The following is a 14,661-nucleotide window of genomic DNA, read 5'->3' as shown; positions in this document are numbered from 1 at the left end:
TTTACAGGGTAGAAGACATCGCTTCTCCCGGCAGGCGCCCCGGCAACAAAACCTCAACACACATACACAACATGTCTTCACAACAATCCCCCCTCCATCCTTCCAGCGGCCCCGTCGAGAACGAAGCCGACCTCGCCATGAACGGCTACCTGCCCGAAGGCTGGGCTCCCTTTATTCCCGGCGACGCGAATACCGCGGCATTCGCCTTGACCGAACATGCTGCCGACAGCTCGTCCTCGGACAGCGACTCCTCCTCCAGCAGCGATGACTCTTCATCCAGCGACTGGGACGATTCTTCCTCCAGCGATGACGACTCCTCGTCCAGCGACTGGGACGACTCCTCCAGCGACGACAACGACAAGCCCGACACGGAAAACGACCAGTTCTGCAACACCTGCACCTGCACCTGCGCCTGCGGCAAAGACAACGTCGCCAGCGAATCCTTCTTCACCGAAAACCACCTCGGCAGCACGCAGGACGTCGCCATGAACATCGTCTTCGGCATCGAACCGGACATCGCCGGCTGGTGCCCGGCCACCTTCCAGATTCTGGATCTCAACCCCCATTCCACCAGCTGGCACGACCCGGATATGCCACTGATCTACCGGCTCGGCTTCGTCTTCCAGCACGTCACCGAATGGAGCATCCAGCACGACCCCTACTCGAAAATCATCACCGTCGTCAAACCTTCAGGCAAAACGCTGCATTACCAATATGCCGGCGGCAAGGACACGGCGGAACGCGTCGGAGACACCCGCCAGTACTCCTCCCTCGTCCAAATCCTCAATGCAGACAAGACCCCCTGCAAAACAGGCACACCCGTCTATGCGGACTTCACCACGGCAGACGGAGCCTCCATCCGCTTCAACGTCCCCACAGCGACTGAGATCGGCAAACCTGTTCAACTGGTCACGGCCGACCGCGTCGTCGTCGACCTGGCCGCCTACGGCAGCAAAATGCGCCTCAAAAAAGACTTCGGCCTCATCAGCGGCATCTGGCACCACCTCGACGGCCTGCTGAACATCCGTGAAACGGAAATCCCTGCCGGGAACGGCACAGCCGCATCCTCGCGCATCGTCCTCGAATGGTACCCGAAAAACCAGGTCACGCCTTCCGGCGACTGGTACGCCACCACCGGCATGCCGGGCAAAACATGGACTCTGGAGGAAAACAACGCCACACAGGAAGGCAAAACCTACCGCCATCTCGCGATGACCGCCGTTCGCCCCGGCTCACCCGTCACCCGCGTCGACCGCTATCTCGCAGCCGACGAAACCGTCATCGACATGCCGACGGGCGAAGGCGACCGGCGCATCCGCTACTCCAACGTCCGCACCATCCAGTCCGACGGCACATGGGAACACCTGACGACCCGCCGCATGACGAGCGGGGACACAACGCCTACCTCCAGCACACGGCAGATCTACGAACTGATCGACGGCATCTGGCAGGAAACAAGCCGTACGGAAGGCTACGGCACCTCCCTCGCACAGACGACCACCTACACCTACGCAGACCTGCGCCTCAGCCGGATTGATTTTCAAAATGGAAACTATTGCTCTTACCAATACGACAGCAAGAGACGTGTCATCATGGAAGCTACTCCCTGGTCCGGCCGGGATGAGGCGTTGCCGAATGAGACTTGCGAGCAAGTCAAGATCACTGATTATTCCGATCTTCGTTTCAACGACTACCGCCCGTCCTCCATCCGGCAAATCATTCGCACGGCATCCGGCAAAGAAACCGAACTCTCCAAAGAAACATATGAATATTGGAATACGGTACTGGAACGTAGCGTCACCGTCAAAAAAACGGCTCTGGGCAGCGAGCTGGAACAAACCTCATCCTCCGTCTACTACGGGCCGGATGCACTGCCTCCCTTTGCCGCCGGGCGCATGAAAATGTCCCAAGGCATCAACGGAATCCAAACCGTCTCCTCCTATGCAGCCACCACGGCACACGGCGCCGCCTACTGCATCACCACGGAACAGCAGGTCGGCAACCAGCCCGTCGCAGGCCAAAGCACGCGCACAGTCTCCTACATGGCAGCAGACGGCACCGCCACCTGCACGGAAACCTACGCACACACCGGCAACGAATGGTCCCTGCTGACCCGTGAAACATACGAATACGACACCTACCGCAACCGCACGAAAACAGTCAAGGCCAACGGACGCACCTCCTCCACCGAATGGATGTGCTGCGGCCCCCTCCGCCAGACCGATGAAGACGGCGTCATCACCACCTACTCCTACAACGCTGCGCACCAGCTCATCGAAACCATCCGCTCGGCCACGGCCACCACGCCGGAAACCATCGTCTCCTACACGAGGGATGCGGCAGGCAGGGCCATCGCCACGCGCACGGACATCGGCCCGATGACCACGACCACCTCCACCGTGTACGACGCCCTCGGCCGCACCGCCTCCACGACGGACGAATTGGGGCGCACCACGAGATATGAATACAGTGATGACGGACTGACCGAAACCGTCACCTCTCCCACAGGCGCCACAATTGTCACCGCCAGGCACAACGACGGCAATATCGACACCATCACCGGAACGGCGCAACAGGCCGAAAAACACATCCAATACCTGAGCTCGGCAGGCCTGTATACGGAAATGCAGAAACAAGACGAAAACGGCAACTGGATCCGCATCGGCAACACAATCTCCGACTATTTCGGACAAACCGTCTACGACATCCGCCCTGCAGTCGCAGACGATACATTGATCAGCACAACATCGCAATACAACGCCAAAGGTCAACTGGTCAGCCAGCAGACGAAAGCCGACGGCGGCAGCTCCGACACAACCATCCTTGCCCCCGTCCTCTACGCATACGATGCCATGGGCAACATGGTCAAACAAACCGTCGACCTCTCGCCGAAACCATCCCGCATCACGGAACACGCTCAAACCTACATCTGCGAAGAAGACGGCGTCTACAGCCAACAAACTACCACTACTTACAACGCCGAGGGCCAGCCGCTCACGCAAACGTCATTGACCCTGACCTCCGACCTTGATCTCGAACTCGCCTCCAAAACCGTCACCATCGACGTCCGCGGCAACCGCAGCGTCCAGTGGACCCACTACGGCACCCCCACCCAGCGCATCAGCTATACCACCCAGCCGGGCATCGACGCCGTCGCCAGCCAGACCGGCATGGACGGCTTCGTCATCCATGCCACGGACTACGCCGGCATCGTCACCAACTACCGCCGCAGCTACACCGCCGCCGGCATGGTCATGACGCAAACCGACGGACGTGGCAACGCTACCACCGCCGAATACGACACAGCCGGCCGTCCCGTCAAAACCATCGACGGAGCCGGTAACGCCACCACCACGGCATACGACCACGTTACCGGCCAGCCCTCCTGCATCACCGATGCGCAGGGCAAAACCGCCTGCTACCGCTACGACATCCGCAGCCGTAAAACGGCCCAGTACGGCACAGCCGTACAACCCATCGTCTGGGACTACACCGACGATAACCGAATCTCTGACATGTGGACGTGGAAAAATCCGGCCCAGATAATCGAAACGGATCCTTCCAGCCTTATCAACCAGCCGGAAGCCGAACATACGCTCTGGTCCTATGACGCGGCCACAGGCCTCCTCATCACTAAACGGTACGCGGACGACAAAGAAGACACCTACACCTACGACAGCCTCAACCGCCTTGCAAGCAAAAAAGATGCTCGTGATATCACGGCAACCTACACCTACCATTCCCTCACCGGGGAACTTGCAGGCACCACCTACAACGACGACACCCCCGCCGTCACCTACGCCTACAACCACCTCGGCCAGCCCACCCAGATCACCGACGCCTCCGGCGCCCGCACCTTCCGCTACAACCAATACGGCGAAGTGGAAAGCGAACAAACGGAAGGCCCCGTTGAAAGCATCCTCACCCATACCCGCGACACCTGGGGCCGCACGAACGGCTACAGTCTCAAGCACAGGAACGTGCCCATCGACACCGTCGACTACGCCTACGACACCGCCGGACGCCTCGCCGCATCCTCCGGCTTCGCCTACGCCTACGACACCCAAAGCGGACTCCTCAACCACATCCTCTACCCCTCCGGCCTCCGCCGCGAACACACCTGGCACCCCGACCTCAACATCATCACCGACATCCGCTACAACGGCCTCAACGTCCAAACAGCGCTCCACCCCGACCGCTACCGCTACGACTACGACAGCCTCCTGCGTCCCGTCAGCCAAAGCGACTACCGCAACGCATCAACCAAACCCACTGTCACCCGCACCTACGCCTACAACGGCCGCAGCGAACTCACCGGTGAAACATCCACCGACGGAACCCGGCATGCGTACGCCTACGACAACATCGGCAACCGCATCACCGCGCAAAACAACGCCACGGCAACCTCCTACCAAACCAACCTCGTCAACCAGTACAGCTCCATCGCCGCACAGGGACAGGCAACCTTCTCCCCCGCCTACGATGCCGCAGGCAACCAAACGCTCATCCGCACCGCCACCGGAGAATGGAACGCCCAACACAACGCCGACAACCGCCCCACCTCCTTCCAACAGGGAGACCGGCGCATCGACAGCGTCTATGACTTCATGGGCCGCCGCATAGAAAAAGCGACAAGTGATGATTCCGGCTTGACGAAACGCCTCCGCTACATCTATCATGGATACGTGCAAATTGCCGAAATCGACGCGACGGACGAAACTGCCCTGTACGTCGCGAAAACCTACCGGTGGGACCCCTCCGAACCCGTCGCCACACGCCCCCTCGCCCTCACCCTGTGGACGCGTGAAGGCACGGCACGCGAAACCCTCTACTACGCCCACGACCTCCGCAAAAACGTCGTCTCACTCTTCGATGGCAAAGGCCTGCGCCGTGCATCCTACCAGTACGACCCCTACGGCAACATCACCTCCATGGAAGGCGACATGGCCAAGGAAAACCCATTCCGCTTCTCCTCCGAACACCACGACGAAGACCTCGGCCTCGTCTACTACAACTACCGCCACTACAACCCCACCGATGGCCGCTGGACCTCACGCGACCCAATCGCTGAACAAGGGGGATGGAATTTGTACGGCTTCGTTGGGAATAGGCCTTTGTACTATACAGATAAATTAGGATTAGCTAGCTCCGATCCAAGTAGTCCCTATCATACGGGCCCTTCGCCTTACATTAATAGACAATCAGATAGTCGCCAAACGAATAATAAAAAAATAGACGACTCGAGCCCTGAATATGATGGAGAAGAAATAACACCAGAAATGGTTCGTGACTGTATGTATGGTAAAGCCTACATTGATGAACGCACGTGCTGGTTTTGGTCTACAATAGTCGAATGGAAATATGGACAATGTTTCACTGAACCACTGGGTAGACACAAACGTGCTTATGTTGTTGCAAAGTGGAAGCCATCCAACAGTACAACTCTTAAAAATGGGAAAACCTACCCATGTACCAAAGTGATGGATGCCTACGCTAAACGCCGCCAAGATATTCCAGCAATCACTGTGCGTGTTTTTCGCATTATATGTCAAAACAAAAAAACATTTGAAGAAACCTACTATTTTTCCCTCGGCCACGAAAAACCAACACTATTGGGATTCCGGGATATAAATGAACTCTCTCAGGCAGATCGTGTTGGCTACGGTAGTGGTTATCAAGGTGGAGGCTTAGCTATTGGTCTTTTTCGTACGGGACTGATTGGTATTCGCTTTCATATTGAAGCAACAGATGCAAAAGATGGTGGGCATGTAGTTACTATATCAAATAAATCGTATTATTTCGGAGAATAAAAACACATCATTTTCATGCACTTTACCAAAATATGGTAAAGTGCATGGCAAGTAATCAACACAAATGCAAACTAAAAAAATCATAGGATTCCTAGGCGGTATATTGATCATACAACCGTATTTATTGGCCGAGTCTATGCACGGCACAAATGAACCGCAACAACAGCAGACTAATGTGGACGAAGTGCTGAAAATGCAAAAACGCCTATATAAAAAAGGCATATTTCGATCCGCAATCCCTGCTCCGCCCGACGATATGTTGCAACGAGCAATCAAAGGGGAAATGGAGGGTCAATACCAATTAGGGGGTTGGTTTTATGAGTATATTGTATACGAGGAACAATGTGTACAAATAAGCGAATCGTGGCTGAAAATGGCAGCATTACAAGGATTAGCGGAAGCCCAATGGCAACTCGGTCATTTATACAGGAATTATAGAAATAACGAGCAACTGGCCAAATCGTGGTTTAAAAAGTCAATAACCAGTTTTGAAAAACGCACAGATTCCACTGCATATAAATTTTTATATGCCATATATTATGACGGTACAGGTACAGAAGTAAATATTGAGAAAGCGAAGGAATATGCGTTGAAATATGTCACCCGTTGCCAACAAGAAAAAACACAGCCTAGGTGGATAGACCTAGAACCCGAAATACGGGAATACGTTTTAGAACAAACAAAAAAATAATATTTTAATATTAATTGCGATAGATAGAAAATAGTTACACGCATTCATTTTATATTTCTGAAATAATCTTTAATACATACCATCTGGAAGTATCGTTACCATGTCGCCTTCCTGCTTTTCATCAGGTAAACGGCCTTGCTGATTCCAAGGATTTCCCCCTTCTCCCGGCATCGTTATGGAAGAAGCGGATCGTTATTCCATCCAGTCATCTGCCGGGTGGGGGTATTCCCAATCCTCCGCCCGGATTACCGAGGTTACCTTCCCGATAAAACAAACAACCGCCCCATGCAATGGAGCGGTTGTTTGCGTGTTGAATGAATGTTCGAGGTTGCCGGAGATCAATCCATGCAGCAGGTGAAGAGCTCACCTTCCTTGAAGAAGCGGTGCAGTTCGGCATCGGCGGATTCGGGAGAATCGGAGGCGTGGCAGATGTTCATCATGCTGTCTGTGCCGAAGTCGCCGCGGATGGTTCCCTTGTCGGCTTTCTGCGAGTTGGTCGGCCCGAGGAGTTCACGCACGCGGACGATGACGCCGGGGCCGCTGAGAGCCAGGGCGACCACGGGGGAGCTGGTCATGAAAGTACTCAGTTTCGGGAAGAGAGGTTTGCCGTCGATCACGAGGTCGATGATGTGCGCGTAATGTTCGCGAAGCACTTCTTCAGTCAGTTGCATCATCTTGATACCGCGAATGCGAAAACCTTCGTCCAAGAAACGCTTCAGCACGGCGCCGGAGAGATTCTTGCGCACGCAGTCCGGCTTGAACAGAATCAATGTTGTTTCTTCTTTGGGGTATGGCATAGTATATTTTCTTTCTTGGAAGCGGTGAGAAATACTCGCTTCGCCACCGTTTGTCAAGCGTAAAGGCAAGAAAAACCGCCTGATACGACTTTTTTCCTGCCATCATTCCCCGGCATAGGTCTTGCAGCGGTTGGTCCATCCCTGCAACCAACGTTGTTCTCCACGGGCTTTCGGGCTGTTGGCGACACGGCGGGCCAATACCCCGGCAGCCGCACGGGAGAATTCGCGGCAGGCTTCGCTGCCCTGCGGCTGCCCGCGCATGTTTTCGAGGACCTGCAGCAAGCCCCATCCCTGCCCGTTGTAGCGTTCATCGGGGTTGGTTCCCTCGCCCTTGAAGTTCACATAGTCCACCAGCGCATACATGCCGCCCGTCGTCCGCGAGAGGGCATGATACCGGGCTTCTACCTCCCGGGGCTGCGACGATGCCGCCAGCATGGCGGGGAGAGCCTGCCGGGAGCGCGCCATGATGAATTCCGTCTGGAGCCGCACGATGCCGGGCTGGGCGAGCCATGCACGCATTGCATTCACGCGGGGATTCCGGGCATCAGCCATGAAGGCGGAGCGGCTGCTCCACGGCGGCGTGCCTTGCAGCTCGGAGGGTACGCGAGCGCCCTTCGCCTGAGCGAACCGGACGAACGACGGCCAGCTTTCTTCGAACGGCCCCCTGTATCCCTTCGGGTACCAGATGAAGTGGCCGATGCCGAGCGAAGGAAATTCTTCCCCGGCATTCCACGAGACGAGGCCTTCCTGCTTCCCGGCGCATTCATTCTGCCAGATGCGGCCTCCCAGCGCCATCACATCCACCAGGGCATTGCCTTGCGCTGCCTGCGGCACGGCGCCGGTTTTCCCTCGCGCCGCAGGAGCGGAAGCCGGCACGGGGCTGGTGCAAGATACGGCAGCGGCGGAAAGCAGAACGAGAAGCATCGTCTTCATGAGGGGATGATGGCGTTTTCGGCACGGGTTGTCAAGGAGCGCTGGCTTCCATAACCAATTATTTTACCATCTGACACACTCGAGGCTTGCTTCCGCCACTCCGTTCGGTTAAGTTTTTCCGCTCGCGGGCTCAGAATCCCGCTCGTGTCCCTTTTCTCATGAAGACTGAACTTATTGATAAAGCCGCCCAAGTGGTTCAAGATCCCCAGTTGTTGGTCAACATCGTCTCCCAGCGCGTTGCCCAGCTCAACTCCGGCCGATCCCCGCTGATTCCGACGACTCCGCACATGGGTGCCGGGGATATCGCCCTGACCGAGATTATCGAAGGCAAGCTCGTCTGGCAAAAGAAGGAAGAATCCGTCTCCGTATCTACCACAGACGAAGCTTCCGGCGACGACGATTTCCCCTTCGGCAGCGACAACTGATTGCCTCAGGTTTTTCCATGACGGCGGCCTGAGTCTTTGCGATTCAGGCCGCTTGTCGATTCATCACCCCACCTTCCTCCCGACCAATGGCCTCCGACATCTCCACCAATAAAAAAGCCCGCCGCGATTACGAAATCCTCGAGCAGCATGAGTGCGGCCTCGAGTTGAAAGGCACGGAGGTGAAATCCATCCGCGCCGGCAAAGTGAACATCTCCGATGCCTTCGCCCGCGTCGAGAAAGGGCAGCTCCTCCTGTACGGCTGCGACATCCAGCCGTGGGAAACGGCAGGCGAGTTCTTCCAGCATGCACCGAAACGCCCCCGGCGCATGCTCATGCACAAACGGGAGATCTTCAAGATTGAAATGAAGCTCGCCCAGAAGGGCTATTCCCTGCCCCTCCTCCGCCTGTACTGGAAGAACGGCAAGGTGAAAGCCGAGATCGGCGTCGGCAAGGGCAAAACGTTCCGCGACCAGCGCTACGATCTCAAGGCTCGCGTCGAACTGCGCGAAGTGCAGCGCGAAGTCTCCCGGTTCAACCGCCGCTGACGATCCGTCTCCACGGCGGTTTGAGCCACAGAGTGCGCAGATTGGCACAGACTTTGACTATGCGCATCCGGCTGACCGCCGGATAAGGAATAAAATCATGATTTTCAATATTTTGCAAAAATAACAATAAAATATTGAAAATAAATATCCATTAGCATACCTCAATCCGGCAATCGGCCGGATTTTCACTTGCTTCATCTCTGCCAATCCGTGTCATCTGCAGCTAACCCTCGTTTGCCACACGAAAAAGGCGGAGCCGGAGCCCCGCCTTGAACATAGAGAATGTAAAGCCCGTGCTTACTTGCTCAGGTATTCCGCCACGCCTTCGTGGCTGGGTTTCATGGCTTCTGCGCCCTTGTGCCAGCCGAGCGGGCAAACTTCGCCGAACTGCTCGAAGTGCTGGAGAGCGTCCACCACGCGGAGCGCTTCGTCCGTCGAGCGGCCGAGGGGCATATCGTTGATGAGCTGGTGGCGCACGATGCCCTGCTTGTCGATCAGGAAAAGGCCGCGGTAGGCAACGAGATCGCCCACGGTCTGCACTTCGCCGTCTTCATCCACATACTGCTCACCGGCAAGCACATCGTAGCTCTCGGAGATCGTCTTGTTGATATCGGAGACGATCGGGTACGTCACGCCCTGAATGCCGCCCTGCACGCGCGGGGTGTTGACCCATGCCCAGTGGCAGAATTCGGAGTCCGTGGAACAGCCGATCACGGCCACATCACGCTTTTCGAACTCGGGCAGAGCATCCTGAAAACCGATCAGCTCCGTGGGGCATACGAACGTGAAGTCCTTCGGGTAGAAGAACAGAAGCACGTACTTCTTGCCAAGATACTGTTCCAGAGAGAAATTCTCGACGATTGCGCCGTTCACAACTGCGCTTGCCTTAATTGCGGGTGCTTTTTTTCCTACTAACATATTATTGAATATGGCTTTTCTTTTGCCGGATGTAATATCGCATACATCTTCTTCATCCGTCAAGAGCAAATCGCGACTTTTTATAATCATTCAAAAATTTAACCGTCATCCTTCCGCCCTCCGGTTTCCGGGTCGCCGGCTTGACACCATACGCGGCTTTATGGTAGCCTGTCCTCCGCTTCATCGCTTCCTTTTCCCTTCCGATTCCATGAGTAACGATGCCACCTCCTTCTCTCCCCTTGAGCTGACGAAAGCTCCGGCGTCCTCACCGGAATCCCGCACCGTGCCTCAGGCGCCGCGCGTCGAAAAAAGCGTCCTCTCCATGATGACCATCGACCCCTCGTACATCCTGGGCCGCTGCATCACGAAAGGCATGGGGGAAGAATACTTCTACGTACCGGCCCACAAACTGCTCTGGAACATCTTCCTCGACCGCTACAACAAAAACCAGCCGCTCGACATCACCTCCGTCGCACAGGAATTGACGGACAAGCACCAGCTCGAAGCCGTCGGCGGGCTCGCGGGACTCACCGAAATCTACTCCTACACCACGAACACCGCGCTGTTCGACCCGCACTTCGAAACCCTGCAGGAAAAATACGTCCTCCGCTCCATCATCGCCACCACCTCGCGCTCGATGGAAAAGGCCTTCGCCGCCGAAGAGGAAATCGCCGAACTGCTCGACTCCGTGGAACAGGACGTCCTCGGCATCCGCGAGAAAATGAAACACGGGGAGGAACAATCCCTCTCCACGGTCATCGCCGAAGCCGTCACGAACATGGAACGCTTCCTCGCGCAAAAAGGCGGCATCCTCGGCATCACCACCGGCTTCGAAAAGCTTGATCGCATGAGCAACGGCCTCAAGGCCGGTGAACTCTTCGTCGTCGCAGCCCGCCCCTCCATGGGTAAAACATCCTTCCTGCTCAACATGATGGAGCACATCGCGCTCGACCTGAACAAGCCCTCCCTCATCTTCTCCTGCGAAATGCCCTCCGTCCAGCTCGTCGAACGCCTCATCTTCGCCCGCAGCGGCATCCGCCGCGCAGAAATGATGGCCCGCGGCTCCATGACCCAGCAGGAACAAAAACACTTCGCGCGCGTCGTCAGCGTCCTGCGCAAATCCCGCCTCGTACTGGACGACACCGCAGCCATCTCCATCAACGAACTCCGGGCCAAGGCACGCCGCGTCCTGCGCGACCAGGGGGAACTCGCCGCCATCGGCATCGACTACCTCCAGCTCATGCGCTCGCACACCAAACAGGCCCAGAACAGCCGCGAACGCGAAATCGCCGAAATCTCCAGCGGCCTCAAATCCCTCGCCAAGGAACTCAAGGTACCCATCATCGTACTCGCCCAGCTCAACCGCGGCCCGGAAAACCGCACCGGCGGCAGCCTCGGCGTACCCCGCATGTCCGACCTCCGCGAATCCGGAGCCATCGAACAGGATGCCGACATGATCGGCCTCCTCTACCGCTCCGCCTACTATGCGGAAAACGACGAAGAACGCCAGCAGCGCGCCGGACACGCCAACCTCCTCCTCGCCAAAAACCGCAACGGCCCCACCGGCGACGTCCCCCTCTACTTCGAAGCCGAACTCATGCGCTTCTCCACCCGTCAGGATGAAGAAGGCTCCGGCGAATAACGCCCCTTTTCATCATGACACCGCAGGAACAAACCTCCCACTGGATCGCGCAGGACCTCGCGCATTGCTGGCACCCCTTCAACCCCCAAAGCATCTGGGGGCAGGAAAGCGAAATCCTCATGATCGAACAAGGAGAGGGAGTCTGGCTCACAGACAGCCTCGGCCGCAAATACATCGACGGCAACAGCTCCATCTGGGTCAACATCCACGGCCACAGCCACCCCCGCCTCATCGACGCCATGAAGGCGCAGCTCGACAAAATCGCGCACAGCTCCTTCCTCGGCTTCGGGCACGGCCTCGCCTCCGAACTCGCCGCCCGCCTCGTCTCGTACTTCCCGGAAAACACCCTCACCCGCGTCTTCTTCTCGGACGACGGCTCCACCGCCCTCGAATCCGCCCTCAAACTCGCCTTCCAATCCTCCATCCAAACCCCCGGCAAAGAACGCCGCCGCCGCTTCATCGCCTTCTCGAACTGCTACCACGGCGACACCATGGGAGCCGCCAGCCTCGGAGGAGTCGGCACCTTCTTTGAAAAATTCCGGGGCTTCGGCATGGAAGTCTCCCACGTCCGCAGCATGGACGACCTCCGCGCCCTCGACGAAGAAACCTGCGCCCAAACCTGCGGCATCGTCATCGAACCCATCATCCAGGGAGTCAACCGCATGACCCCGTGGCCCGAAGGCATGCTCCGCGAACTCCGCGACTGGTGCGACTCCCGGGGCATCCTCCTCATCTTCGACGAAGTCATGACCGGCTTCGGCCGCACCGGCCACCTCTTCGCCTGCATGAAAGAAGGCATCATCCCCGACTTCCTCTGCTGCGCCAAAGGCCTCACCGGAGGCTACACCCCCATGGCCGCCGTCCTCACCACCGAAACAGTCTACAATGCCTTCCTCGGCGCACCCACCGAAGGCAAAACCTTCTACTACGGCCACAGCTTCACGGCCCATCCCATCGGCTGCGCCGCCGCCATGGCCTCCCTCGACATCTTCGAACAGGAACGCACCCTCGAACAACTGCCGCCCAAAATCCGCCTCATCGACGAACTCTCGCAGCAGCTCCTCCACACCAACCCCTTCATCTCCGCCGTCCGCGCCACCGGCATGATCCTCGGCATCGACCTCTGCCGCGAAAACGGCTCCCCCTTCACCCCCGAAGAACGCGCCGGAGAAAAAGCCTGCGTCGCCATGCGCCCGCACGGCCTCCTCACCCGCCCCGTCGTCCACGACACCGTCGTCCTCATGCCCCCCCTCTGCATCACCGAAGACGAACTCCGCCTCGCCTTCAACGCGCTTGATGCAGGCATCCGGGACGCCTTCACCTCCTGCTGACACCCCCGCATGCCCGCCCTCCGCCAAACGCTCCGCATCCTTCACCTCATCCTGCTCGGCATCGTCCTCCTGTGGAGCGCGGGCATCGTCTGGTACTGCCTCCCTCTCGTCTGGCTCTTCCTCACCCTCTACCTCGGCGGCATCGCCGCAGCCGTCTACTACCGCCGGTGGAAATGGAGCATCCCCGGCCTCTGGGCGCTCGCTGCCATCCTCAACATCGGATACCTCTGCATCACCCCCACCAACGACCGTCCCTGGCTCCCCTCATGGAGCCGCCTCCCCTACGGCACCATCCAAGGAAACACCCTCACCCTGCACGACATCCGCGACTTCAACTACCGCAGCGTCGACGACTACGACGTCCGCTACATCACCCAAACCTACGACCTCGCCCGGCTCCGCACCCTCGACTTCGCCGTCTGCCACTGGGACGGCATGGAAGCCGTTGCCCACACCATGCTCACCTTCGGCTTCTCGGACGGCCGCCAGCTCGCCCTCTCCTGCGAAACCCGCCTCGACTCCGAAACGCCCCAAGGCACCATCGCCGGACTCTACAAACGCTTCGGCTTCATCTACATCTTCGCCACCGAACCGGACATCTTCGCCCTCCGCTCCAACTACCGCCCCGAAGACCTCTACCTCTACCGCTTCAACATGACCCCGGCTCAAATCCGCACCGTCCTCACCGACTTCGTCGAACGCGCCAACGCCCTCCATAAACACCCCGAATTCTACAACACCCTCCTCCACAACTGCACCACGGAACTCCTCCCCTCCCTCAAAAAAGCCACCCCCGGCATCCGCACCAACCCCATCATCCTCCTCAACGGCTTCATCGACCAGAAAGCCTTCGACCGCGGCGCACTCCAGCACCGCCCCGGAGAAACCTTCGACCAACTTAAAAAACGCTCCTTCGTCCCCTACGACACCTCCAAAAACGCCCCGGAACACTACTCCGAAGCCATCCGGCAGCACATCGGCATCATGGAAGCTTCCTGACCGCTACCCCACGAAGCGACGACCCTCGCCTCGTTTCAAAAAGAACCTTGCTCGCAAGGCAATGGCAGCTTAAAACACCCCGTCACCGCTCTGATGACCGAAAGCCGGGTGAAGATCGAACCTCACCACCCCGACAAGCGCCTTGCCTTCAACTGCCTTGCTGATACGCGCCACACCATTGAAGCCGAACCCGGCACACAGCTCGATTGCAGTCACGCCCTGGTTCACCAAATCCTGAGCCACCCGTTCCGCCTCCTCATAATCCTTCACTCCGACAACAGCCAAGCTGACAACCGGAGAATCGATAAACGCATGATGCTCCTTATAGTCATTCTCCGGAGCGATATAAATGAAAGCTGCTTTTGTTGTTGCCATAATAAGTATTTTCAGTTAAAAAAACCCCAATGCCATTTCCGTTTTGGAAAAGCCATGTTCTTGGAATCCAAAAAACGAAGCCTGTATATATGCTTTCCTTATGCAAGTAAAGTCCCGAACATGACTTGAGCTCGATTCATCGGCATCGCCCATGAACATCAAAACTCCCACCCCGAAACATTAAACCCCACACCG

11 protein-coding genes are annotated in these 14,661 nt (G+C 57.3%); 7 read left to right on the top strand and 4 right to left on the bottom strand.

The features are described from left to right. Positions 1 to 71 precede the first annotated feature (71 nt). Together PYTT_RS07240 and PYTT_RS07235 are read left to right on the top strand one after the other, a co-directional pair. Positions 72 to 5,810: an RHS repeat-associated core domain-containing protein gene (locus tag PYTT_RS07240; protein WP_071133364.1), complete on the top strand. Its 5,739-nt coding sequence runs from the start codon at positions 72 to 74 to the stop codon at positions 5,808 to 5,810. Positions 5,811 to 5,874: 64 nt separating this feature from the next. Continuing rightward, positions 5,875 to 6,501 (top strand): tetratricopeptide repeat protein, encoded by a 627-nt coding sequence (locus PYTT_RS07235; RefSeq protein ID WP_067771519.1) that lies wholly within the window; start codon positions 5,875 to 5,877, stop codon positions 6,499 to 6,501. Between the two features lie 338 nt (positions 6,502 to 6,839). Here the strand turns inward: PYTT_RS07235 and PYTT_RS07230 are convergent, their stop codons facing one another. Together PYTT_RS07230 and PYTT_RS07225 are read right to left on the bottom strand one after the other, a co-directional pair. Continuing rightward, positions 6,840 to 7,298, bottom strand: a complete 459-nt coding sequence (locus PYTT_RS07230) for a nucleoside-diphosphate kinase (protein ID WP_067771522.1) — start codon at positions 7,296 to 7,298, stop codon at positions 6,840 to 6,842. Between the two features lie 102 nt (positions 7,299 to 7,400). After that, positions 7,401 to 8,231, bottom strand: a complete 831-nt coding sequence (locus PYTT_RS07225; protein WP_067771525.1) for a hypothetical protein — start codon at positions 8,229 to 8,231, stop codon at positions 7,401 to 7,403. A 158-nt stretch (positions 8,232 to 8,389) separates the two neighbouring features. On the opposite strand from PYTT_RS07225, the gene PYTT_RS07220 reads away from it, so the two are divergent. Both PYTT_RS07220 and smpB read left to right on the top strand, forming a co-directional pair. Further along, positions 8,390 to 8,656, top strand: coding sequence for a DNA-directed RNA polymerase subunit omega (locus PYTT_RS07220; protein WP_067771527.1), 267 nt, complete (start codon positions 8,390 to 8,392; stop codon positions 8,654 to 8,656). A gap of 86 nt (positions 8,657 to 8,742) precedes the next feature. Next, positions 8,743 to 9,201 (top strand): SsrA-binding protein SmpB, encoded by a 459-nt coding sequence (smpB, locus tag PYTT_RS07215; RefSeq protein WP_067771530.1) that lies wholly within the window; start codon positions 8,743 to 8,745, stop codon positions 9,199 to 9,201. A 297-nt stretch (positions 9,202 to 9,498) separates the two neighbouring features. On the opposite strand, the gene PYTT_RS07210 is transcribed toward smpB, so the two are convergent. Continuing rightward, entirely contained in the window at positions 9,499 to 10,119 is a 621-nt protein-coding gene (locus PYTT_RS07210; RefSeq protein ID WP_067771975.1) for a peroxiredoxin, read from the bottom strand. A 208-nt stretch (positions 10,120 to 10,327) separates the two neighbouring features. Between PYTT_RS07210 and dnaB the strand changes: the two genes are divergently transcribed. From dnaB to PYTT_RS07195, 3 genes are read left to right on the top strand one after another with little or no spacing between them, the layout of a single operon-like run. Next, positions 10,328 to 11,761: a replicative DNA helicase gene (dnaB, locus tag PYTT_RS07205; RefSeq protein ID WP_067771978.1), complete on the top strand. Its 1,434-nt coding sequence runs from the start codon at positions 10,328 to 10,330 to the stop codon at positions 11,759 to 11,761. 14 nt (positions 11,762 to 11,775) lie between these two features. Then, a complete protein-coding gene (gene bioA / locus PYTT_RS07200) occupies positions 11,776 to 13,092 on the top strand; it encodes an adenosylmethionine--8-amino-7-oxononanoate transaminase (protein ID WP_067771533.1) in 1,317 nt (438 codons plus the stop codon). Between the two features lie 9 nt (positions 13,093 to 13,101). Beyond that, on the top strand, positions 13,102 to 14,091 hold the full coding sequence (locus PYTT_RS07195) for an Lnb N-terminal periplasmic domain-containing protein (protein WP_067771536.1): 990 nt from the start codon (positions 13,102 to 13,104) through the stop codon (positions 14,089 to 14,091). A 69-nt stretch (positions 14,092 to 14,160) separates the two neighbouring features. Here the strand turns inward: PYTT_RS07195 and PYTT_RS07190 are convergent, their stop codons facing one another. Further along, entirely contained in the window at positions 14,161 to 14,466 is a 306-nt protein-coding gene (locus PYTT_RS07190) for a DUF6506 family protein (RefSeq protein WP_067771538.1), read from the bottom strand. Positions 14,467 to 14,661 lie beyond the last annotated feature (195 nt).

The organism is Neoakkermansia glycaniphila (assembly GCF_900097105.1).
Lineage (GTDB): Bacteria > Verrucomicrobiota > Verrucomicrobiia > Verrucomicrobiales > Akkermansiaceae > Akkermansia > Akkermansia glycaniphila.
Note: the sequence above shows the minus strand (reverse complement) of the source record. Positions and strands in the feature narration are given on the sequence as shown.

Excerpts from the sequence above, each read along its gene's own strand:
- PYTT_RS07225 (WP_067771525.1), bottom strand. The coding sequence starts at position 8,231 with ATGAAGACGATGCTTCTCGTTCTGCTTTCCGCCGCTGCCGTATCTTGC.
- PYTT_RS07190 (WP_067771538.1), bottom strand. The coding sequence starts at position 14,466 with ATGGCAACAACAAAAGCAGCTTTCATTTATATCGCTCCGGAGAATGAC.
- PYTT_RS07240 (WP_071133364.1), top strand. The coding sequence starts at position 72 with ATGTCTTCACAACAATCCCCCCTCCATCCTTCCAGCGGCCCCGTCGAG.
- smpB (WP_067771530.1), top strand. The coding sequence starts at position 8,743 with ATGGCCTCCGACATCTCCACCAATAAAAAAGCCCGCCGCGATTACGAA.
- bioA (WP_067771533.1), top strand. The coding sequence starts at position 11,776 with ATGACACCGCAGGAACAAACCTCCCACTGGATCGCGCAGGACCTCGCG.
- PYTT_RS07235 (WP_067771519.1), top strand. The coding sequence starts at position 5,875 with ATGCAAACTAAAAAAATCATAGGATTCCTAGGCGGTATATTGATCATA.
- PYTT_RS07210 (WP_067771975.1), bottom strand. The coding sequence starts at position 10,119 with ATGTTAGTAGGAAAAAAAGCACCCGCAATTAAGGCAAGCGCAGTTGTG.
- dnaB (WP_067771978.1), top strand. The coding sequence starts at position 10,328 with ATGAGTAACGATGCCACCTCCTTCTCTCCCCTTGAGCTGACGAAAGCT.
- PYTT_RS07230 (WP_067771522.1), bottom strand. The coding sequence starts at position 7,298 with ATGCCATACCCCAAAGAAGAAACAACATTGATTCTGTTCAAGCCGGAC.
- PYTT_RS07220 (WP_067771527.1), top strand. The coding sequence starts at position 8,390 with ATGAAGACTGAACTTATTGATAAAGCCGCCCAAGTGGTTCAAGATCCC.
- PYTT_RS07195 (WP_067771536.1), top strand. The coding sequence starts at position 13,102 with ATGCCCGCCCTCCGCCAAACGCTCCGCATCCTTCACCTCATCCTGCTC.